This is a genomic window from Clostridium pasteurianum DSM 525 = ATCC 6013 (assembly GCF_000807255.1).
Taxonomy (GTDB): Bacteria; Bacillota; Clostridia; order Clostridiales; family Clostridiaceae; genus Clostridium_I; species Clostridium_I pasteurianum.
On the sequence record NZ_CP009268.1, the window covers coordinates 2,467,384 to 2,490,287 of the forward strand.

At 29.6% G+C, this 22,904-nt stretch carries 24 protein-coding genes; all 24 read right to left on the bottom strand.

Annotated elements, in window-relative coordinates; genetic code table 11:
- Positions 1 to 54: 54 nt before the first annotated feature.
- Positions 55 to 624: a DUF4342 domain-containing protein gene (locus tag CLPA_RS11155; protein ID WP_003441569.1), complete on the bottom strand. Its 570-nt coding sequence runs from the start codon at positions 622 to 624 to the stop codon at positions 55 to 57.
- A 1-nt stretch (position 625) separates the two neighbouring features.
- On the bottom strand, positions 626 to 1,372 hold the full coding sequence (gene recO / locus CLPA_RS11160; RefSeq protein WP_034830008.1) for a DNA repair protein RecO: 747 nt from the start codon (positions 1,370 to 1,372) through the stop codon (positions 626 to 628).
- Between the two features lie 46 nt (positions 1,373 to 1,418).
- Positions 1,419 to 2,312, bottom strand: a complete 894-nt coding sequence (era, locus tag CLPA_RS11165) for a GTPase Era (RefSeq protein WP_003441565.1) — start codon at positions 2,310 to 2,312, stop codon at positions 1,419 to 1,421.
- A gap of 39 nt (positions 2,313 to 2,351) precedes the next feature.
- Positions 2,352 to 2,747: a cytidine deaminase gene (locus CLPA_RS11170; protein ID WP_003441562.1), complete on the bottom strand. Its 396-nt coding sequence runs from the start codon at positions 2,745 to 2,747 to the stop codon at positions 2,352 to 2,354.
- A 21-nt stretch (positions 2,748 to 2,768) separates the two neighbouring features.
- Positions 2,769 to 3,467 carry a diacylglycerol kinase gene (locus CLPA_RS11175; protein WP_003441560.1) on the bottom strand — a complete coding sequence of 233 codons (699 nt, stop codon included), beginning with the start codon at positions 3,465 to 3,467 and terminating at the stop codon, positions 2,769 to 2,771.
- A gap of 20 nt (positions 3,468 to 3,487) precedes the next feature.
- Entirely contained in the window at positions 3,488 to 3,988 is a 501-nt protein-coding gene (gene ybeY, locus CLPA_RS11180) for an rRNA maturation RNase YbeY (RefSeq protein ID WP_003441557.1), read from the bottom strand.
- A gap of 21 nt (positions 3,989 to 4,009) precedes the next feature.
- Positions 4,010 to 6,064 (bottom strand): HD family phosphohydrolase, encoded by a 2,055-nt coding sequence (locus tag CLPA_RS11185; protein ID WP_003441555.1) that lies wholly within the window; start codon positions 6,062 to 6,064, stop codon positions 4,010 to 4,012.
- Positions 6,065 to 6,123: 59 nt separating this feature from the next.
- Complete coding sequence (yqfD, locus tag CLPA_RS11190) at positions 6,124 to 7,266, bottom strand: sporulation protein YqfD (protein ID WP_003441553.1); 1,143 nt, start codon at positions 7,264 to 7,266, stop codon at positions 6,124 to 6,126.
- A gap of 1 nt (position 7,267) precedes the next feature.
- Positions 7,268 to 7,549, bottom strand: coding sequence for a sporulation protein YqfC (gene yqfC, locus CLPA_RS11195; protein WP_003441551.1), 282 nt, complete (start codon positions 7,547 to 7,549; stop codon positions 7,268 to 7,270).
- Between the two features lie 111 nt (positions 7,550 to 7,660).
- Positions 7,661 to 8,107: a GatB/YqeY domain-containing protein gene (locus CLPA_RS11200; protein WP_003441549.1), complete on the bottom strand. Its 447-nt coding sequence runs from the start codon at positions 8,105 to 8,107 to the stop codon at positions 7,661 to 7,663.
- A 22-nt stretch (positions 8,108 to 8,129) separates the two neighbouring features.
- Positions 8,130 to 8,306 carry a 30S ribosomal protein S21 gene (gene rpsU, locus CLPA_RS11205; protein WP_003441547.1) on the bottom strand — a complete coding sequence of 59 codons (177 nt, stop codon included), beginning with the start codon at positions 8,304 to 8,306 and terminating at the stop codon, positions 8,130 to 8,132.
- Between the two features lie 164 nt (positions 8,307 to 8,470).
- Positions 8,471 to 8,815 carry a histidine triad nucleotide-binding protein gene (locus CLPA_RS11210; RefSeq protein ID WP_003441528.1) on the bottom strand — a complete coding sequence of 115 codons (345 nt, stop codon included), beginning with the start codon at positions 8,813 to 8,815 and terminating at the stop codon, positions 8,471 to 8,473.
- Positions 8,816 to 8,929: 114 nt separating this feature from the next.
- Positions 8,930 to 10,231 carry a tRNA (N(6)-L-threonylcarbamoyladenosine(37)-C(2))-methylthiotransferase MtaB gene (gene mtaB / locus CLPA_RS11215; RefSeq protein ID WP_003441524.1) on the bottom strand — a complete coding sequence of 434 codons (1,302 nt, stop codon included), beginning with the start codon at positions 10,229 to 10,231 and terminating at the stop codon, positions 8,930 to 8,932.
- Complete coding sequence (locus CLPA_RS11220; RefSeq protein ID WP_003441521.1) at positions 10,228 to 10,983, bottom strand: 16S rRNA (uracil(1498)-N(3))-methyltransferase; 756 nt, start codon at positions 10,981 to 10,983, stop codon at positions 10,228 to 10,230. The genes mtaB and CLPA_RS11220 overlap by 4 nt, the downstream gene beginning before the upstream one ends.
- A 26-nt stretch (positions 10,984 to 11,009) precedes the next feature.
- Positions 11,010 to 11,945, bottom strand: a complete 936-nt coding sequence (gene prmA / locus CLPA_RS11225; protein ID WP_003441518.1) for a 50S ribosomal protein L11 methyltransferase — start codon at positions 11,943 to 11,945, stop codon at positions 11,010 to 11,012.
- A gap of 331 nt (positions 11,946 to 12,276) precedes the next feature.
- Complete coding sequence (locus CLPA_RS11230) at positions 12,277 to 12,471, bottom strand: hypothetical protein (protein ID WP_003441515.1); 195 nt, start codon at positions 12,469 to 12,471, stop codon at positions 12,277 to 12,279.
- A gap of 107 nt (positions 12,472 to 12,578) precedes the next feature.
- Positions 12,579 to 13,724, bottom strand: a complete 1,146-nt coding sequence (gene dnaJ, locus CLPA_RS11235) for a molecular chaperone DnaJ (RefSeq protein WP_003441512.1) — start codon at positions 13,722 to 13,724, stop codon at positions 12,579 to 12,581.
- A gap of 186 nt (positions 13,725 to 13,910) precedes the next feature.
- The gene (dnaK, locus tag CLPA_RS11240; protein ID WP_003441507.1) at positions 13,911 to 15,764 is read right to left on the bottom strand and encodes a molecular chaperone DnaK; all 1,854 of its coding nucleotides are present in this window, start codon (positions 15,762 to 15,764) and stop codon (positions 13,911 to 13,913) included.
- A 116-nt stretch (positions 15,765 to 15,880) separates the two neighbouring features.
- On the bottom strand, positions 15,881 to 16,531 hold the full coding sequence (gene grpE / locus CLPA_RS11245) for a nucleotide exchange factor GrpE (protein WP_003441504.1): 651 nt from the start codon (positions 16,529 to 16,531) through the stop codon (positions 15,881 to 15,883).
- An 11-nt stretch (positions 16,532 to 16,542) separates the two neighbouring features.
- Positions 16,543 to 17,586 carry a heat-inducible transcriptional repressor HrcA gene (gene hrcA / locus CLPA_RS11250; protein ID WP_003441501.1) on the bottom strand — a complete coding sequence of 348 codons (1,044 nt, stop codon included), beginning with the start codon at positions 17,584 to 17,586 and terminating at the stop codon, positions 16,543 to 16,545.
- Positions 17,587 to 17,814: 228 nt separating this feature from the next.
- The gene (gene hemW / locus CLPA_RS11255) at positions 17,815 to 18,933 is read right to left on the bottom strand and encodes a radical SAM family heme chaperone HemW (protein WP_003441498.1); all 1,119 of its coding nucleotides are present in this window, start codon (positions 18,931 to 18,933) and stop codon (positions 17,815 to 17,817) included.
- A gap of 144 nt (positions 18,934 to 19,077) precedes the next feature.
- The gene (gene lepA / locus CLPA_RS11260; RefSeq protein WP_003441496.1) at positions 19,078 to 20,883 is read right to left on the bottom strand and encodes a translation elongation factor 4; all 1,806 of its coding nucleotides are present in this window, start codon (positions 20,881 to 20,883) and stop codon (positions 19,078 to 19,080) included.
- A gap of 160 nt (positions 20,884 to 21,043) precedes the next feature.
- Positions 21,044 to 21,619, bottom strand: coding sequence for a hypothetical protein (locus CLPA_RS11265; protein ID WP_003441493.1), 576 nt, complete (start codon positions 21,617 to 21,619; stop codon positions 21,044 to 21,046).
- Between the two features lie 51 nt (positions 21,620 to 21,670).
- Positions 21,671 to 22,765 (bottom strand): stage II sporulation protein P, encoded by a 1,095-nt coding sequence (locus CLPA_RS11270; protein ID WP_003441490.1) that lies wholly within the window; start codon positions 22,763 to 22,765, stop codon positions 21,671 to 21,673.
- Positions 22,766 to 22,904 lie beyond the last annotated feature (139 nt).

A 22,904-nucleotide genomic window follows, 5' to 3' on the forward strand; every position in this document is an offset into this window, starting at 1 on the left:
ATAAAAAATTACCTTATTAAATTAACAAGGTAATTTTTATAAGCATTAAAAGCTCTATTTATCTTCTTTATTTATATCATCTGTCTTATTCTTATCTACATCTTCAAACTTTACAGTATATTGATAAGAGTTACCATCACTATGTTTATCTTCTTTAGAAAATTTATCTTTAACTTCTGCTGCTTTATCTTTAACATTTGAAACAGCATTTTCTATAATTTTATTAACTACCTCTACACTTCCATCTTCCTTTGTAATTTCTACAGTTACTCTGGTAACTACAGCAGTTAAAAATATTACAGCAAGTAAAGTTGGAAGTGCTGCAGCTATTGCAATTCCTGCTGCTACACCTGCATTTACAGGTATATCTACAAGAACTTTTTCATCTTTTTTTACTCTAATTCTTGTTACATTTCCTTTTCTTATGGTTTCCTTTATCCATTCAGTAAATTCCTCTTTTGAGGTATAAATTTGTTCCTTTGTAGTTTTTGAGTTTCTTTCTATATATATTAGTGCATCTACTACATTTCCCTCTGTAGCCTCTAATGCTTCCTTCGCTTCAGTATAGGATACTCCAGTTCTATCTCTTATAATATCAATTTTCTCTAATGTTATTTCTGCCATATTAATCACTCCTCTTTAGACTATACAGTATTTCTAAACTTTTTGGTTTTCTACCGTAACTTTGTAAAATCAAATCACTTAAAACTTTATAGATTTCATCTTTAATTTTGCTGTTAAGATTAACTCTATAAACCTTATCCAAGGGTAATCTAGATAAATAACTCAATACTTTAAAAGCAGTATAACTTATAATTTTACCATTATCCTTTGTACACTCATTACAAATGCCACCATAATATTGGTAACTAAGATAATTAGAAACTGACAACTTTTTTCGACATTTTACACAAGAATCTAAATTCAAACCATACCCAGTTAAAGTTAAAAGCTTAATTTCAAAAGTTCTAATTAAGGTTTCAATGTCTCCTACTTTATTTTTTATAAGATAAAATGCAGTGACAAATTCCCTGAACAATTCTCTATTACTTTCTCCCTCAGTCATTGATAAATCAATTAACTCACAAAGGTATGAAGTATAGGTAAGTATATCTAAGTCAGATAAAAATTCTTGAAAAGAATCTATTATTTCACCTTCATTAATACTAAACATACTTTTCCCTTTAAATAAAATATAATTTGCAAAACAAAAAATCAACGAAATGGGCATTAATCTACTTCTGCTTTTTTTTGTCCCTCTTGCCATTACTGTTATTTTACCAAATTTTTCTGTAAATATCCACAACATTTTGTCATTTTCTTTTATATCCATAGATTTTATAACTACGCCTCTGCTATTAAATATAGACAGAAAATCACCCCATTATTTATATTGTATCCTCTTTTATAAGAATTAATTATTTTTTTGATTTTTTATATCCCAGTTCATTTAGTAAAAATGGATTATCTCTCCATTCTTTTTTAACTTTAATCCAAATTTTTAAATCAACTCTTATATTTAAAAATTTTGCTATATCTTCTCTAGAATATTTAGTTATTTTCTTTAGCATGTTGCCTTCTTTACCTATTATAATGCCCTTATGAGAGTTTTTTTCACAGAATAAAGTAGCTTCTATATTATATCTACCATTAGGCTTTTGCTTCATTGACATTATCTCTACTGCTATACCATGTGGTACTTCTTCTGATAGAAGTCTCAATGCTTTTTCTCTTATAATTTCACTTACTACAAATCTCTCTTGCACATCTGTCAACATATCTTCCGGATAATATTGGGGACCTTCTGGCATAGCTTCTACCATAATTTCTAAAAGTTTATCTACATTTTTACCTTTTGCTGCAGATATAGGTATGATTTCTTTAAAATTAAATTTTTCAGAGTAATTCTTTAAGGTTTCTGCGACTCTTTCTTTAGTAGTCTCATCTATTTTATTTACTACAAGAAAAACAGGAATTTTAACTTCCTTAAGCTGCTCTAAAATAAATTCATCTCCTTTACCCATGGTAACATCAGGGGTAGTAACAAAAACTATTAAATCAACATCTTTAAATGAATCTGTAGCAACTTTTACCATATATTCTCCAAGCATGTGTTTAGGTTTATGTATTCCTGGTGTATCTACAAATATAAGCTGAGAATCTTTTCCTGTAAGTATTGTCTGAATATTGTTTCTAGTAGTTTGAGGTTTACTAGATACTATTGATAACTTTTCCCCCATTATATAATTTAATAAAGTAGATTTTCCAACATTAGGTCTACCTATAATCGTAACAAAACCTGATTTATACATATTTTCTCCTTTTGTTTAATAAAATTTTATTTAAAGTGTTCAAATTAAATCTTTTTTTGAAAAAGCTCCTGGAAAAAGTTGACTAAAACTCTTTATAATATAATCATTTTCATTTTTAGCTAAAATTATATTTGTATTACCATCAGAAAACTCTTCAATTACTTGTCTGCAAATGCCACAGGGATATGTATAATTCACAGTGTCTCCCACAATTGCAATAGCCTTAATAATTTTACTTTCCTCAGATACAGCTTTAAATATGGCAGTTCTTTCAGCACAATTTGTTGCCCCATAAGAAGCATTTTCTATATTACAACCTGAGTATAATTTATCATCATCCATTATTACAGCAGCTCCTACCTTAAATTTTGAATAAGGTGCATAAGCTTTTTCCCTAGCCTCCATAGCTTTCAAAATTAATTTTTTATAATTCATATAATTCTCCTATTAAAAATTTTATTCAAATAATCTAAATAATAATATAGTTAACAAAGTACCAAATATTCCTCCTACCAGTACCTCAAGAATTGAATGTACTTCTGAATCCACTCTGCTTTGAGCCACTATAAAAGCTAAAAAATAACTTAATATAATCACTGTAGGCTGTTGAGACATTAATGTAATAGAAGTAGCAATTGCAAAGGCAATAGCACTATGACCACTAGGCATACCTCCTCTTAAAGGAGTACCCTCCCCAAATATAGCTTTAATTATCAACGTACTAATAGATACAATTACTAATATAAAGAATATCATATAAGGATTAGAATTTTTTATCTTTGCTATTAAATTAAAGGATATAGGTTTTAATTTTTCTCCAAATATAATATATCCTACTAGCACAGAATTTATAGCTGTAACTAATACTGCCCCTGCTGCTACATTCTTTGCTATTTTAGCCAGTGGATGATAATAATTTGCCGACATATCCACTGTACATTCCACTGCTGTATTTACCATTTCAGCACTTATAACCATAGTGATAGTTATGGTTATAATGAGCAGTTCTATTTTGCTTAAATCTGTAAAGAAACATGCAGTAAGTACAAGTAATGCACCTATCATCTCTATTCTCATATTTCTTTGAGTTCTGACAGCATATAGTATTCCATCGATAGCATAATTAAAACTATCAACTACTTTTCTTACTTTCATAATCAGCCACCCTTTTATGATTATCTATTTATGTTGAACTTGTTTAATATCTCCTCTTCTCTTCTTCTCATAACCAATTTATCTTCGTCTAAAATATGATCATATCCCATAAGATGGAGTACTGAGTGAACAGTTAAATATATACATTCTCTTATAAAAGAATGATTAAATTCTATGCTCTGCTTTTTTGCTCTTTCTAGCGATAAAGCTATATCTCCCAGAATAAGCTTTCCATTATCTAAAAAAATTTCATCAAATTTATTTTCTCCAAAAACCTGACTATATACTCTTCCTTCAGGGTATTCAAGCATTGGAAAAGATAATACATCTGTCACCCTATGAATATCTCTCATTTCACCATTTATTCTTTTAATTTCATCGTTGTCAATTAATATAACTGAAACTTCATAATCTACAGTAACACCTTCTTCTCTAAGCGCATAGTCTATTATGTCTCTCATTATCTTTTCATCTTCTGAAGAAAATTTTATTTTATCTTGTCTGTTATCAATAAAAATCATAAACTATCTCCCTCTGCCTCTTCATTTGCGTATTTGAGATTTATCTATAGGGTATTCAATTCTTTGATGATAAATTCCATCTAAAGTCTTTAAAAAAGATTTTCTTATAATATCTATATCCTTTAAAGTTAAATCACAATTATCAAGCTGACCTTCATTTAGTCTGGATTTTATTATATTGTTAACCATTTCTTCAATCTTACCCCTTGTAGGATTAGAAATTGACCTTACAGAAGCTTCTACACTATCTGCCAGCATTATTACTGCATTCTCTTTAGTAGTTGGAATAGGTCCAGGATACTTAAAGCTCTCTTCACTTATATCCTCTGGCTTTTCACTTAGATTTTTCATAGTTATATAAAAATATTTTACTAAAGTAGTGCCATGGTGCTCTACTATAGTATCCTGTATTGCTTTTGGTAATTTATATTCCTTAGCTAACTCCAATCCATCTTTTACATGGGATATTATAACTAAAGCACTTAAATTAGGTGATATTTTATCATGAGGATTATCATTTCCAATTTGATTTTCTTTGAAAAAATAAGGCCTTATTATCTTTCCGATATCATGATAATAAGCACATACTCTAGTTAATACTGGATTACCTCCAATGTTTTCCGCTGCTACTTCTGCAATATTTGCTACTAGAATACTATGATGATAGGTCCCTGGTGCTTCCATTAACAATCTTTTCAATAAAGGTTGATTTGGATTGGACAGTTCTAAAAGCTTAACAGTAGTTACGATATCAAAAGTGCTTTCCAAAAATGGTAGAAACCCAACTGTCAATATAGCTGAAATGCAGGCACCCAAAAATGAAAATCCTGTTATCTTTAATACCTCTACAACATTATTACTAATTAAAAATCCCACCGAAAAAGTAATTAATGAATTTATTACAGCTACATAAATTGATGAATACAATATATCATTTCTCATCTGCATTTTCTTCAGTACAATTACAGGAAGTAGTGCACTGGTTACAGAAATAAGCGTTATCTGTGCATTAAATTCTACAACTCCACTAATAAGTATACAGTTCAATATACTTATAAATAAAGATACTTTATCATTTATTAAAAGTATCAAAAGCATCGGCATACAAGCTAAAGGAATTAAAAATGGAGAAATTATGTATATAGATCTAGCTAAAATTAATGAGATTATATTAAGCAAAAATATTAATATTAATTTGCTGTTATCCTTATATAAATCTTCATGAAATTTATATAAATAAAATATTTCTATAAATAATACAACTAAAATTAATACTGCAAGGTTAATATACATAAACCAATTAAAATTATTATTACTGTTTAAAAGGCCTAAATCCTGCAATATTTGTAATTGTTCTTTAGTTACTGGTTCTCCTTCTTTTACAATAATTTGATCTTTTTTTATTATTACTGGTGAAACTTTTTTTTCTGCACTATCTCTTATTTCATTGGTTTTATCTTCATCTAAAAAAAGATTCGGCTTTATATAAAAATTAGATATTTCAATTCCTAAATCATTTATATTCTTGGTGAATTTAGAATTAGTAAATTGTAAATTTACATAATCTTGAGCCTTTTTAATATCATCACTATTTCCTTCCCTTATATCATTAGAATATATACCTTTAATACTTTTTATTATTAACGCTCTGAGACTGTCGAATTCATCTTTATTCATAGTAATTAATGTATTAACATCCTGATCAGATAGATTATAGACTATAGAATTTCTTATATTAAAAGATTTTTGATTTACATCCACATTGGAATTTCTTATATTATTTATTTTATCAAAATTGTTATTTAAATCTGATTCTGAATTTACACCTACTTCTGTCCTTTTATTATATTGCTGACCTACTGAATTTGCTGCTTGTTTTCTTCTAGCATCTGTTGCTAATCTATCTTCTACTTCTCTTGAAGCTTTTATATCTACCTTTGCTATATCCCCTTCTTTAAGATCATATTTTTGAGTTACAACAGAACTAAGCATAATTAAGTAGATTATAATAAATGTAATTATATATATATATATCTTTGAAATACTTTTCTTTTCTATCAAATCTATTACTTTCATAATAATTCACCCTTTTGTTTATCTAAAATATCCTATCTTGTGATTTTAAATTTTTCAAACTATTTTGCATCTTCTGCTATATTCTCTTCTGTAGTTACCAGTACTCTTACTCTGCAAGTATTTCCTTCTATGCTGCTTTCCACCGATTTATCAATAACATCAACAGATTTATCAAAATTCATTAATATATTTTTATATATAGAATCTGCTGTTTTATTTACGAGAACCTTAGGGTCTTCTTTTATATTTTTTTCCTGAGTTTCATAATACATTTCCTTTTTTATGAAATTATTATTCTCTTCTATTTTATCATACTTAGCAAATTTATTTAAACTATTTTTCAAATAAAATTTTTTACCCAATATAGATATATAATAGTTTGCAAACTGATTACCTGTCCTATTTTTTTCCTTTCTCAATAAAGATACAGTTCTTGTTTCTTCATAATAAATTTTTGCTATAACACTGCCACTAGCATGTACCTCATATTCACTGCCTTCATTCCCTTGCTCGCCTTTAACTATAATCTGCCCTTTTTTCACTATGTCTCCTGGCTTTACTACTGACGTTCCAGCCTTTGTATATATTCTTACTATCTGTCCATCTTTTTTTGCCATGAGATCACAGGGACTATCATCTCTTACAACTTCCGGGGGCGCTTGTCTTTCTGTTGTAGTTACTTTAAGTTTAGACCCTTGAATTCTTACTCTTACCCACATTATATTGTCATTATTAGTTTTTAATTTCTCCTCTATATCATATACATTTATCTTTTTTTTATTTATTCCAGGAGTTATACCAATATTTTTGAGTTCTTCCCTTATTTCATAAGGTGCAATATTCTTTTCAGTAGTTATATCAATCCCCCATATATAATTTGACAGGTAGGATATGATTCCTATGAACAAAAACACTCCTATAACCATAGATATTCGCCTTTTTACTTTTATTTTTAAAAATATCATTCCTCTTCTATTTAGTATTTTTATCTTACTATTTGTCCTAGAAGCTAAATCTTTCACCTTGTAGTAATTATTAAAACTTGTATCAAAAGTTATTACATTTATACTATTTCTCTTTATATTACTTATAACTATTCCATGAGACCATAATATATTTATAATTCTCTCTATCTGTTTAGATTGAAGCTGTACTGTTATAGTTCCGTTTTTATACTCTCTAAAATTAAATTTATTTCCCATTCTACTTCCCCTCATATTCCATAGACTTAAAGACACCACTTAGCACTATAGTAGTACCTGAAATAAATAAAATCTCAAAATTACTTCCTTCTATACCTATATTGCCAAGACTGGATTTTATTCTTATAAAATTATCGCTGAACTGCAAAATCCCCTGATGATTCTCAATGGTTATTTCATCGTTGCCAACTATAGTTATCTTCGGTATATTTAAAATCACATCTGCAGGTATATCTAATTTTTCCGCCAAATCCTTTTTAACCTTTGAAATTCTATTCTGCATACTCCCATCCTTTAATCCACAAAATGCTCTTATATAAATTTATGAAGGAAAAATAGATTTAATTACTCAAAAAAATAAAAAGCCCGGTAAAACCGGACTTAACATATTACATTATTTATTTAAATATTCTTTTACTAGGCTGCTCACCTTACTATTATCAGCACGTCCCTTAGTTTTAGGAACAATAGCAGCCATAACTTTTCCCATATCTTTTATGCTATTAGCACCAACTTCACTAGCTGCACTTTTTATTATATCTTTTATTTCGTCTTCTGTTAACTGCTGAGGAAGGTAACTCATAAGAATTTCAATTTCAGCATTAGCTGTATCAACTAAATCTTGTCGTTTGCCTTTTTTAAATTCAAGCAAAGCGTCACGTCTTGACTTAACTTCCTTTGCTAAAACTTCAATAATTTCTTCGTCATTTAACTTAACTACTTTAGTCTTTTCAATTTGTAAGATAGCAGCCTTGGCCATACTAATTACATTAGCTTTAAATTTATCCTTACCTTTTAAGGCATCTTTCCAATCCTGCTGTAGCTTTTCCTTAAGGGACATCTGTCTACCTTCTTTCAAAACCCTATTTAAACTTTCTTTTCCTAGCAGCTTCTGATTTTTTCTTTCTCTTCACGCTAGGTTTTTCATAATGTTCTCTCTTTCTTACTTCTGAGAGAACTCCAGCTCTAGCACATTTTCTTTTAAATCTTCTTAGAGCACTTTCTAATGTTTCATTTTCTCCAACCTTAATTTCTGACATCTGTATCCCTCCCTCCGCTAGCACAATTCAAATTTTAAATTTAAACTAGCTTCTATATGGGCTAAATAGCACATTTTTTATTATACAACATTATAATTATTAATGTCAACAATTTCAAGTATATTAAAATAATTTATATAAAATTTGTTAATAAAGTTTGTTTTTTAACCTGGAGGCCAGTTTAACTTTCTTCCTGCGAGAAAATGAAAATGTATATGACCTACCGTCTGTCCACCATCTTCTCCACAATTTGATACTATTCTATATCCTTTTTCTGATATGCCTAATTGTTTAGCAATTTTTCCAGCCACAGTATAAATATATCCTATAAGCTTTTCATCATCTTCTTTTAATTCATTTATACTACTTATATGCTTTTTAGGTATAATTAAGACATGTACAGGTGCTTCAGGATTTATATCTTTAAAGCTTAGAACTCTATCATCTTCATATACCTTATCACAAGGTATCTCTCCCTTTAATATCTTGCAAAATATACAATCTTCCATTTTATCACCTCCCTCTATTTATTTATTCAACAAAATATTCCATTTCCCTTTAGAAAACTTGAAAATTTTTTCTTTTTTCTTAACTTAAGCTATAAATATTTTAATTTATATATTCTATAAAATCTCTCCTATTAAATGCTCATCCTTCATTTTAAGTAATTTTGTTTCTAGAACCTCTGAGCATATATTATTATCACATTTAGAAATTACTTTTATGTAATTTGGAGTATAGCCTTCATATAAATTATTAATACCTTTAAAATTATCTTCATAGAGAACCTTCATTTTTCTACCAATAAATCTATTAATAAATTCTTTTTCAAGCTTATCATTCAATTCAATTAATGTTTTACTCCTCAATTCCTTTATAGCCCCATCTACCTGCTCTTTCATTTTAGCAGCTTTAGTTCCTTCCCTTGGACTATATTTGAATATGTGCATTTTTGATAATTTTATTTCACTTAAAAATTTATAAGTACTATCAAATTCACTTTCATCTTCTCCTGGGAAACCTACAATTACATCTGTAGTTATAGATACATCTTCAATATTTTCTCTAAGTTCTACTACTATATTTTTATATTCCTCTGAGGTATATTTTCTATTCATTCTGCGTAGAGTTTCATCACAACCACTTTGAAGAGAAAGATGAAAATGAGGGCATAACTTTTTTAAAGCAGCTATCTTTTCAATAACTCCTTCTGTGAAAAAGGTAGGATCAATAGAACCAATTCTCACTCTATCAATCCCTTGTATATTCTCTATCTCTTCCAGTAATCTTACAAGATTCCAATCTCCTTCTATATCTATCCCATAAGAGGCTGTATGTATTCCTGATAAGATAATCTCTTTAAATCCATGATCAGCTAATTTGTTAACCTCCTCCAGTACTTTTTCTGGATCTTTGCTGCATACACCACCTCTAGCATAGGGAATTAAACAATAAGAACAAAATCTATTACATCCATCCTGTATTTTAAGAAAAGCTCTAGTTCTATCTTGATATTCCTCTATATTAAGCTCTTCAAAATTCTTATCAGTAAAAATATCATTTACGGCTATAATTTGATTTTTTTCATTTATTGCTCTATTAACAAAATACACAATTTGACCTTTGTTCTTGGTACCTAAAATAACATCTACTCCATCTATTTGTGATATTTCCTCAGAAGCAATCTGTGAATAACAACCTACTACAGCAATTACAGCTTCTGTATTTAATTTTTTAACTTTGCTTATCATCTGCCTTGACTTTCTATCTCCCATATTGGTGACTGTACATGTATTTATAACATATACATCTGCTGCATCATTATGGTTTACTACTTTAAAACCTTCTTTTATAAATTTTTCTGCCATAGCCTCAGTTTCATACTGATTTACTCTACATCCCAATGTTATAAAGGCAACCTTCATTGAATTTCCCCTCCAATATCTCCTAACTCATACATAATTAAAGAGGAGCATACAAACCCTGCCGTTTCCGTCCTCAATATCCTTGGTCCTAAAGTTACTATATATGCACCAACTTCTTCTAAACGCTTTATCTCTTCATCTTCGAAACCGCCTTCCGGACCAACCATTATAGCTACGTTGGTTATATATCTGTCTCTTATGTTTGAAATCATATTTTTAATACCATGATTTTTTTCGTTCTCATAGGGAACAACTATTAAGTCAAATTCTTTCACTTCCTCTAAGAATTCATTAAAATCAATAGTATTTTTAACTTTAGGTATAAGAGTTCTCTTACTCTGTTTACAAGCTTCCAAAGCTATTTTATTCCATCTATCTATTTTTTTTGATTCACCGAATTCATTTTTTACAACAACTCTTTTCGTTATAACAGGTATTATTGAAATAACTCCAAGTTCTGTAGCTTTTTGAATTATAAGTTCCATTTTTGAAGCCTTTGGAAGGGCTTGATATAAATGAATCTTTATGCTACTTTCGTTGTCAGCATTAACTTCTTCTATTATATTACAAATAACAGCAGCCTTATCTATAGACCTTATTTCTGCAACAAATTCTTTTCCTTTATAATTATTTATATTTATCTTGTCTCCGGCTTTGAGTCTTAATACTTTGTAAATATGCTTAACATCATCTCCTGTAATAGTTGCAATCTTTCCATCCATATTATTTTCAGGCACAAAAAACTTATGCATAAAATTCTACACTCTCCCTGCTGTTATTAAAGCTGAGCCACTATACATATCCATTCACCTTGGTTATTTACTTCAAGTATATCAAATCTATTTTTCTTAAGGGTGGAAATAACTTCTTCAGCTCTATCTTTTATTATACCAGAGGAAATAAAATATCCTCCCTTTTCCAAAAATTTAGGTACATCTGGAGTCAATAGCATTATTACTTCAGCTATTATATTGGCTATCACTATATTAGCTTTGCCTTGAACTACTTCCATAAGATCACCATGTAAAATCTCAATATTACTTAAATCATTATATTTTATATTTTCTCTTGCTGAATCCACAGCCACAGGATCCAAATCTACACCAGTAACCTTTTTAGTATTTAACTTTGCAGCAGTAATGGCAAGTATTCCAGAACCAGTTCCTATATCAAATACAGTATAATCATCTTCCACATATCTTTCCAATGCCTGAACACACATTCTTGTGGTTTCGTGAGTACCTGTTCCAAAAGCCATTCCTGGATCTAATTCCACAACAAGTTGATGATCTTTTTTTATGTAATTCTCCCAAATGGGTTTTACTACAACTCTAGCTCCAACCTTTGTTGGTTTATAATACTTCTTCCAATTATTTTCCCAATCAGCTTCATTTACTGTATTTACAGTTACAATTCCCGCTCCTTTATCTATACCAAATTCACTTAGATTATTTATAGATTTTTTTATATACTCTATGTATTCATTAAAATTTTTGCCTTCCTTATAATACGCCTTTATGGTAGTTCCATCTTTCACTGTCAACAATGTTTCATCAAAATAATCCCAATCCCCTGGATGCTTCTTTTTAAATTCTATGTCATTAGGATCTTCGATAGAAACTCCTTTAACATCTGTATTGTATAGTATTCCATTAACAGCTTCTACAGCTTCGCTACTGGTGATTATACTTACTTCTAACCAATCTTTTTCCAAAATTTAACTCCTCCATCTATAATTTGTATATTTTAAGCCTTTCTTATTACAATAAATATATTAAAATAATATAATTTTCACATAAAATCTATAGTAAATCATATAAGAGAAAATATCAATAGAGTAACAATAAGATATTTAAAATCTATGATTTTCAATATTATTATAATAAACTTTTTCTTCATTTTTATCAATATGAGAATATAGACTCATATTGATAAAAAATAAAAAGCATTTCGGTATACAAGAAAATTAAATGAATTTTCTTGCAATTTAGAATCTTAAGATCTCTAAAATATTTACCCGAAATGCATAATAATATCAATCTTTTTTATTTCATCACACCTGTTTTCACTGTTTGTTCATTAATTTTTTTTAGGAGTGCTTTATATTCTCTTATGACTTTTCTTATTTCATCCTCACCATACTGCATTTCATCATTTATATCATATCTTAGTTCGGCAATTCTATTACTGATAAGATTTCTCAATCTATCAATATCCTTATTTTCAAGATTCATCATCATAAATATCCCTCCTAACTATTTATTAAAACTTATTCCTATTATTATTATATCAAAAAAAACGCACAAAATATGTGCGATTTTTAAATTCAACCTATAAAAAATAAAATTTATTTAAATCCATGCTTTAATTTATCGTAAAATGAAGACTTTTTACCACTAGTTTCAGATTTTCCACCACTAGCTTCTTCAAACATCTCAAGAGCCTCTTTCTGTTTTTCATTTAACCCCTTTGGTATATCTACTATGACTCTTACATATTGATCTCCTCTTCCGCTTCCATTAACTCTAGGTACGCCTTTACCTTTAAGTCTAAATCTTGTTCCCGGCTGAGTACCTGCTGGAACCGCATATTTTACATCTCCGTCTATAGTTGGCACCTTAAGTTCAATTCCCAATGTAGCTTCCACAAAAGATATATGACTATCTATAAATATATCAAAATTTTGTCTTTTAAAGGTCTTATGAGGCATTACTCTTATATTTATATATAAGTCTCCAGCAGGACCTCCATTTTTTCCGTGTTCTCCATGGCCTCTTAATGGTATTACATTTCCAGTATCTACTCCTGCTGGTATCTTTACCGTTATTTTTCTCTTTTTTCTCTGAACACCAGATCCATGACAGGTATGACAAGGATCTGAAATTATAGTTCCTTTACCTCCGCATTTATCACAGGTTGTTTCACTAACAAAACTTCCAAGAGGTGTATTCCTTTGAACTCTTATGCGTCCAGAGCCGTGACATTTATCACAGGTTTTTGGAGAAGTTCCAGGTTTCGCACCAGATCCATGACAGGTATCACAAGTTTCACTTCTAGTAATAGATATTTCCTTATCTACCCCAAAAACCGCTTCTTCAAAGGTTAAATTTATGGAGTATTCCATATCATTTCCCCTCTGAGGAGCATTAGGCCTTCGTCCTCCCCCTTGTGAAAATCCACCACCAAAGAATGACCCAAATATATCTCCTAAATCTGAGAAGTCAAAACCTCCTCCATCAAAACCTCCATATCCACCAGCACCTGCTCCATTGAAATCAGCTGTTCCAAATTGATCATATTGTGCTCTTTTTTGAGGATCTGATAAAACCTGATAAGCTTCATTTATCTCTTTAAATTTTTCTTCGGCTTCCTTGTTTCCTTTATTTTTATCAGGATGATATTTTATTGCAAGCTTTCTAAAAGCCTTTTTGATCTCATCCTCACTGGCACCCTTCTGTAAACCAAGTACCTCATAAAAATCCTTTTTTGCCATTCAATTCACCACCTATATAACAACAAATTGCTTATTTATCTTAAACGTACATTCAGCATTATATAATATTTAAGAAAACAATGCTACATACAACAACATTTTTAGTCTTTATAACTCAAATATAAGGGAATGGTAAGCCCCTTCCCTTATATATATTATACTGTGTAGATTATATTTTTTCTATAATTATTTATCTTCATCTACTTTATAATCAGCATCTACTACATTGTCATCTTTCTTTTCTTCATTATTTTCAGTTCCTGCACCTGCCGCACCAGCTGTTCCCTGTGCTCCTTCTGCTCCTTGAGCTGCTGAATATATTTTTGAAGAAACAGCATAGAAGGCATCAGTTAATTCCTGTGTAGCTTTCTTTATAGCTTCTATATCTTCACCGTCTTTAACTTTTTTTACTTCTTCAAGTTTTGCTTCAATGCTGGATTTATCTTCAGCAGAAACCTTATCTCCAAGATCCTTTAATGTCTTTTCTGTCTGATAAACAATTTGATCTGCATTGTTCTTTACTTCTATAGATTCTTTTCTCTTCTTATCTTCTTCAGCATATTTTTCTGCTTCCTTAACAGCCTTATCTATTTCATCATCACTAAGGTTTGTTGATGCAGTTATTGTTATATTAGCTTCTTTTCCAGTTCCCTTATCCTTTGCAGAAACATTTACTATACCATTTGCATCTATATCAAATGTAACTTCTATTTGAGGAACTCCTCTTGGTGCTGGAGCAATTCCTGACAATGTAAATCTGCCAAGAGTCTTATTATCATTAGCCATTGGCCTTTCACCTTGAACTACGTGTATTTCAACGGAAGTCTGACCATCTGCTGCTGTTGAGAATACCTGACTCTTTCTTGTAGGTATAGTAGTGTTTCTCTCTATTAATGGAGTAGCAACATTTCCAAAAGTCTCAATTCCAAGTGTTAATGGTGTTACATCAAGAAGTAATACATCTTTAACATCTCCAGTTAAAACACCTGCTTGAATAGCTGCACCTACTGCAACACATTCATCTGGATTAACGCCCTTTGAAGGATCTTTGCCTGTAAATTCTTTAACAGCTTCCTGTACTGCTGGAATTCTTGTAGATCCACCTACAAGTAATATTTTATCAATATCACCTATGCTAAGTCCTGCATCAGCAAGTGCTTTTTTCATTGGTTCTATTGTATCTGCAACTAGTTGACTAGTTAATTCATTGAATTTTGCTCTTGTAAGATTAAGATCTATATGCTTAGGACCAGTAGCATCTGCAGTTATAAATGGTAAATTTATATTAGTTTGAGTAGAAGATGATAATTCTATCTTAGCTTTTTCAGCAGCTTCTTTTAATCTTTGAAGTGCCATTTTATCATTTCTTAAATCTATACCATTCTCAGCTTTAAAAGTATCAGCTATATAATCCATAACTTTATTATCAAAGTCATCTCCACCAAGACGTGTATTACCATTAGTAGCTTTTACTTCAAAAACTCCATCTCCTAATTCTAGTATAGATACATCAAAAGTACCACCGCCAAGGTCATAAACAAATATCTTTTGATTTGTATCCATTTTATCAAGACCATATGCAAGAGAAGCTGCTGTAGGCTCATTTATTATTCTCAATACTTCGAGGCCAGCTATTTTTCCAGCATCTTTTGTTGCCTGTCTTTGACTGTCATTAAAATATGCTGGTACAGTTATAACTGCCTGAGTAACTGTTTCACCTAAATAAGCTTCAGCATCTGCTTTTAACTTTTGAAGTATGAAAGCTGAAATTTCCTGTGGTGTATGTTCTTTTCCATCTATATTAACCTTATAACCAGTACCCATGTGTCTCTTTATGGATATTATTGTCTTATCAGGATTTGTAATTGCCTGTCTTTTTGCAACCTGACCAACTAGTCTTTCACCATCTTTTTGAAATGATACTACAGATGGAGTAGTTCTTGCCCCTTCTGCATTTGCTATAACAACAGGATCTCCTCCCTCCATAACTGCAACACATGAGTTTGTTGTTCCTAAGTCAATACCTATTACCTTTGACATAATGTAAAACCTCCTAGTTTTCATTTAAAAATTTATTCTATTTTAAATTAAGTAATATTTCTATTTATAGACATATTTAAAATAAATGACTTATGTGCTATTTATTTTAAACTATCTTAATTTGCGACTTTAACCATACTGTATCTTATAACTTTATCTGCCTTTTTATATCCTTTTTGAAGTACTTCAGCTATACTGTTTTCTCCAAGGCTTTCATCTTCTATATGCATAACTGCATTGTGTACATTTGGGTCAAATTCCCCGCTGGAATCTATTTCTTCTACTCCAAGCTTTGTAAGAGAATCCTTAAACTGTCTCACTGTCATTTCAATTCCCTTTTTTAAATCTTCCACACTACCATCAATAGAAGAAGCCCTTTCCATATTATCAAGAGCTGGTAATATATCTTTTAGTACATCAGCACAAGCATCTGAATATATTCCCTCTTTTTCCTTAGCTGTCCTGTTTCTGTAGTTTTCATATTCAGCTACAGTTCTTAGAAGTCTTTCTTTAACTGTGTCCAATTCATTTTTTAACTTTTCATTTTCATCCTTAAGCTTACTGTTCAATATCTTCATTTCTTCAAGCTCCTTATCTTTAGATGAGGCATCTTCTTGTAACTCTTCAAATTCTTCATCTTCAAGTTTTTGCTCATCTTCAAGGATTTCAGATGAATCAGCATTCTGCTTATCTTTCAAAGTTTCATTTACCTCTTCATTCTTCAAGTTTTCATTAGTCTCTTTGTCAATATTATTAATATCAGACATTCACTTCACCTCTAATCATCATCAAAATAAATCTTATTAATGTTTTTGTTCAATTCTTTTGTTACCTTTGTTAATATAGAAACAACCTTTGAATAAGGAATTCTGGTTGGGCCTATTACACCTATTGAGCCAAGTTGTCTTTCCCCTAAGCTGTAAACTGCAGATATAATACTGCAATCTCTTACACCTGGAATATAATTTTCATGACCAATACGTATAGATATTTTAGATTTATTATCTAAAATATTTTTTATATTACTGACATCATCTACAAAAGATAAAATCTCTCTAGCTCTTTCTATATCCTTAAATTCAGGATAATCCAATATATTTGTAATTCCTTCAAAATACACTTCTGAATTATTACTTTTACTATTTAAGCTGTCATATAGATGTGGAATAATTGCATCAAATATATCTTCATAACCATAAAGATCCCTTTTAAGATTATTTATAACTTCAAGATTTATCATATTTATACTTAAATCTCTAAGTCTTAAATTTAATAAATTATTTATCTTATTTAGTACTTTATTATCCAGTGGATTTTTAACTTTTATAATATTGTTCTTTATAAGACCACTGTCAGTTACAATAACTGATACAATACTGAAATTATCTATACCTATAAGTTGTATTGACTTTATTCTGCTTTCTTCCACAGATGGAGTTTTGACAACACTTATTAATTTTGTAAGCTCTGATAGTAAAACAGTGGCTTGACGTATGAGTCTATCAACTTCAAATAATGCAAAATCAATAAGCTGACTCTTTATCATATACTCTTCTTGTGGTGATAATTTTGAAACCTGCATAATTTGATCAACATAAAATCTATAACCTTTATCTGACGGTTTTCTCCCTGAGGAACTATGAAGCTGTTCTATATATCCCATATCCTCAAGATCTGCCATTTCATTTCTTATAGTAGCAGAACTTATACCTAAGTCATATTTCTTGGCTATAGTTCTTGAACCTACTGGCTCTGCTGTATTTATATAATCATTTATTATTGCACTGAGTATCTTTAGTTTTCTACCATCAATCCCATCCATAATTATCACCTCTTTATTAGCACTCGTCCGTGTTGAGTGCTAATCACTATGTTTTTAAAATATCACTGGATAATTTTTTTGTCAAGTTTTTTATTATAATTAATTGAGATTAAATTTAAGCATTTATAAAATTTAACTCCTTAATTCTTAAAATTACTAGATATATTGCCATATCATATTTATATCTAAATAATAGTATACATGTTCGTATAAATTATATTCATCAAATTATATATTAATAAAATCACTCAGTATATAATTTGATATTTCCATTCCTCTTGGTGAAAAATACATTCTATCTTCTTCAACAATTAGCATATGCAGAGATTGATACTTTTCTATAACATCGCTGTAAATAGAAAATATATCCTTTCTAAATCTATTTTTAAATTCTTCTATAGAAATCCCTTTAATTTTTCTAAGTCCAAGGAATATGAATTCCTCCATTTCATCTTCTAATGTATTAGTATAATTTTCTACTACTGCAGTATTATCTTCTTTAATCAATTGTATATATTTTTTTACATTAGATTCATTTCTATACCTTATTCCATCATAATATGAATGTGCTCCCGAACCTATTCCAATATAATTTTGTAAATTCCAATAGGTAAGATTATGTTTACATTCTAAACCCTTCTTTGAAAAATTAGAAATTTCGTATTGAAAATATCCATTTTTACTTAAAAACTCTTTTGTAATAGAATACATTTCACTTACAACATCCTCATCTGGTAAATCCATTTCATCATATTTATTAAAAAAAGGAGTGCCCTTTTCTAATATAAGACTATAGCAAGATAAATGTTCCGGATTTAAATCAACTATAACTTCTAAAGAATGTTTCCACATTTCAACATTCTGTCCAGGAAGACCAAACATCAAATCTATATTTATATTATTAAAACCCATACTTCTAGACATATTATAACTATTTAAGAAATCATTATAATTATGTATTCTTCCTAAAGTTTTTAGTAAACTGTCCTGTACTGACTGAAGACCTATACTGAGTCTATTTACTCCCATATCTTTTAAAACTTTAAGTTTCTCTTTTGTAAATGTTCCAGGATTCCCTTCTATTGTAAATTCTACTTGTTTAGATAAATTTAAATTTTTTAAAATTTCTTTTAAATTTTTTAAACATTGTAAATTTAAATAGGTGGGAGTTCCCCCACCTATAAAAATTGTTGATATTTTTTTATCTGCAACTTTTTTTATTTCTATATTCAATGCTATAATATACTGTTCCATTAAATTTTCATTATTGGCGAAAGAAGGAAAATCACAATATAAACATTTTTGTTTACAGAAAGGTATATGAATGTATAAGGCGGTTTTTTCCATATTATCTACTCCATTGTAATTTCATTTTTTAATTAATATCAACTTAACTTAATAGCTAATTTTATATAATTCATCTAAACTTAATTGGAGTACAAACTCCAACTAAGTAAGATTCATTGATACTCTCATTTTCTTTTAATAATATCAGTCTACTTTTAGTATAGACATAAATGCTTCTTGAGGAACTTCCACACTTCCCACCTGTCTCATTCTCTTTTTACCTTCTTTTTGTTTTTCAAGAAGCTTTTTCTTTCTGCTTATATCTCCACCATAACATTTAGCAAGTACGTCCTTTCTAAGTGCCTTTACTGTCTCCCTTGCAATAATCTTTGCTCCTACTGCTGCTTGTATAGGTATTTCAAACATCTGCCTTGGTATTATTTCCTTTAACTTTTCAGCTATACTTCTTCCCCTATTGTAAGCTCTCTCTTCTGGTACAATCATTGAAAGAGCATCTACCACATCTCCATTTAGCATTATATCCAATTTTACCAATTTAGTTTGAGTGTATCCATCAAGTTCATAATCAAAAGATGCATATCCTCTACTCTTTGATTTTAATACATCAAAAAAATCGTATATAATTTCATTTAAAGGCATTTTATAGTTTAGCATAACTCTTGTAGTTTCTATATACTGCATATCTATAAAAGTTCCTCTTCTATCCTGGCAAAGTTCCATAATAGCTCCAACATAATCAGATGGAGTAATTATGGAAGCCTTAACTATAGGCTCTTCCATAAATTTTATCTCAGAAGTCTCTGGTAAATTTGTTGGATTTGTTATCTCTAAAATAGTATCATCTGTCTTTGTAACTTTATATATTACTGATGGAGCCGTAGTTATAATATCAAGATTAAATTCTCTTTCTATTCTTTCTTGAATTATTTCCATATGGAGGAGTCCAAGAAAACCGCATCTAAAACCAAATCCCAAGGCTATAGAAGTTTCTGGTTCAAAATTTAAAGCCGCATCATTTACTTGAAGTTTTTCCAATGCTTCTTTAAGTTCACCATATTTAGCTCCATCCACAGGATAAATACCACTATATACCATAGGTATAGCTGGTCTATAACCAGGTAATGGCTCTACGGCACCCTTTCCAATCTCAGTCATTGTGTCTCCTACTCTTGCATCTCTTACATTCTTAATTGAAGCTGTTACATATCCAACATCTCCTGCCCTAAGTTCTTTTATAGGATAAAAATTAGGTACAAAAACCCCCACCTCTGTAACTTCATACTGCTTCCCTGTAGCCATAAGTTTTATTTTGGTTCCAGCTTTTACAATACCGTCTTTAACTCTAATATAGCTTACCACACCTTTATAACTGTCATAATAGGAATCAAATATAAGAGCTTTTAATGGTGCATCTTCATCTCCGTCGGGAGCTGGTATCTTATCTATTACAGCTTCTAAAACATCTTCCACATTCAACCCTGTTTTAGCTGAAATAAGAGGTGCATCTGATGCCTCTATTCCAATTACATCTTCTATTTCCTGTTTTATCTCATCTGGTCTTGCACTGGGTAAATCTATTTTGTTTATAACTGGTACCACTTCAAGACCATGATCTACAGCTAAATAGCAATTAGCAAGAGTTTGAGCCTGTATCCCTTGAGTGGCATCTACAACTAATATAGCTCCTTCACAGGCAGCAAGGCTTCTAGATACTTCATAATTAAAATCTACATGTCCTGGAGTATCAATTAAATTCAATATATATTCCTCTCCATTTTCTCTTCTATACACAAGTCTTGCTGCCTGAGATTTTATAGTTATACCTCTTTCTCTCTCAAGCTCCATATTATCAAGCACTTGCTGTTCCATCTCTCTTTGAGTAAGGGTTCCTGTCTTTTCCAATAATCTATCTGCAAGTGTAGATTTTCCGTGATCTATATGAGCAACTATGCAAAAATTTCTTATATTTTGTTCTCTTTTGCTTTGCATTAATCAATTACCCCCATTTATTTAAAAGTATTTTTCCATAACTATATATATAAAATCAGCTTAAATTATAACACAAATACTTGAGATTATGTCAATAACGAAGGTTTTTATCTTAATTTTAATTACTGTAAATAAAATTCTAGTGTTTTATTTCAAATACTTAGAAATCATTTTTCAAGGAGGCTATTATTCTTTCTATGCTCTTAAAAAAATTAGAAGTATTAAAGTAATCAGTCCTTGGGTAAATTCCTTCTTTAAATGAAGTTATTTGAGATTTAACATTATTGAATTTTTTATCACTATTACCTAAGTTATCCATAATATTATTCAATAATTTTGCAAATATATTTGACATATAAGTTATTTCATTTTCTATGCTGCGCATTATGCTGTTATTTAAATATACTTTATAATTTTTAGTTTCAAATCTTAAATCTAAAGGATTCATACTAAAAAGTATTCTAAATCTTGGTACATATACCTTAAAAACTATATCTGTGTCATCTGATTCATATTTCTCAGGATTATCCATTTTATCTTCAAGTAAATCTAATTTTTTTTCCATATCATCTAAGTTATATTTATTTATCTTATTTCTATAAGATACTTCTGAGGCTTTCATATGTATTTCATTAGAATATATATTTCTATTTAAAGCAATATTATTTATGCCCAGTCCAATAACTATTTCCAATATTATTAATAAAATAAAAATATAATATATTTTTCTTTTCATAAAAAGAGTACCTCCTGATATTTAAAGGATGTACTCTTTTATGGTTTTTATTCATTTTTTTCCATTTAAATATTCTGCAATCATTCTTGCTATATACTTTGATGAGGCCTTAGATTCATCAAGGGAATTTGGAGTGGATCCAATTTCCAATAAAAATGCATTATTACTTTTTGCTTGATTAAAAAAATTCATTCCATAATCATAGTAATATATTCCATTTCCTATAGTCAATCCTGGAAAATTCTTTTTTGCTGTATTGAGCATAGAATTTACAATCAACATATTCTTATCAAAATGAGGATTTTTTCTAGCCATTACAAACATTATTTTAGCCACATTTTCTCCATTTATATTGGCAGTAACATTAGCTTTATTGGGATCCGAATCTCTATGTATATCAATTATCATTTTGAAATCCCCATATTTTTTTAAATATTTATCTAGAGTTTCTCCTGATCTCTGATAACTTTTATTATAAGCTAAAACATTGTGTATAGTGGTGTCATGTATTACAGAAATACCATAGTTATTAGAGAGCTCTTTAGCAAGTTCATCTCCAACGGCACATACATTTTTCGTAGGATCAAGATTATCTGGTCCATATTGTCCATAACTTTCAGTGGTATGAGAATGATATATAAGTATTTCCGGCTTTGAATTATCTAAATTCTTCTTTAGTTGAGGATTATAAATTTGAAAGATCTGCTTAGGTTCATTATTATCTTTATTCACATTGTTGTCTGTACTGGTTTTAGTTATATCACTATCTTTCAAATTAAAATCACTTATTCTATTATCAACATTATAAGCTACATAATTATTATCTTCTTTAAAATAAGATATTTCCTTTTTTAAAATTTCGTCAGGACTTCTTAAGTTAATTCCTATATAATTTAAAAGTCCACTTTTTAGCGAAAATGTACTTTCTGCCATATCTTCTTCATCAAAATTTGTAACTTTAACTATAGGCATAACATAATTAACCATCTGCACATAGAACATATTTCCTTTACTGCCAGTTAATCTTTGCTGAGTTTTTTGTAAATTAAAAAAACTAAAGAACATATAAATAGAAAATATCATTATAGTAAGACCTAAAATTAATGTAAAACTATTCTTCTCATGGTTTATCCCTTTATTAATCATCCACATTACCTCCCGCTTATAAAAAAGCAAAAGAAATAAAAACAACATCCAATTATTTCTTTCACCTGACTAACTTGGCGTAAGTCTCCCACGCACTCTGTGAAAGCGATTCGTACCAAATTAAAATTTGGACTCTCTG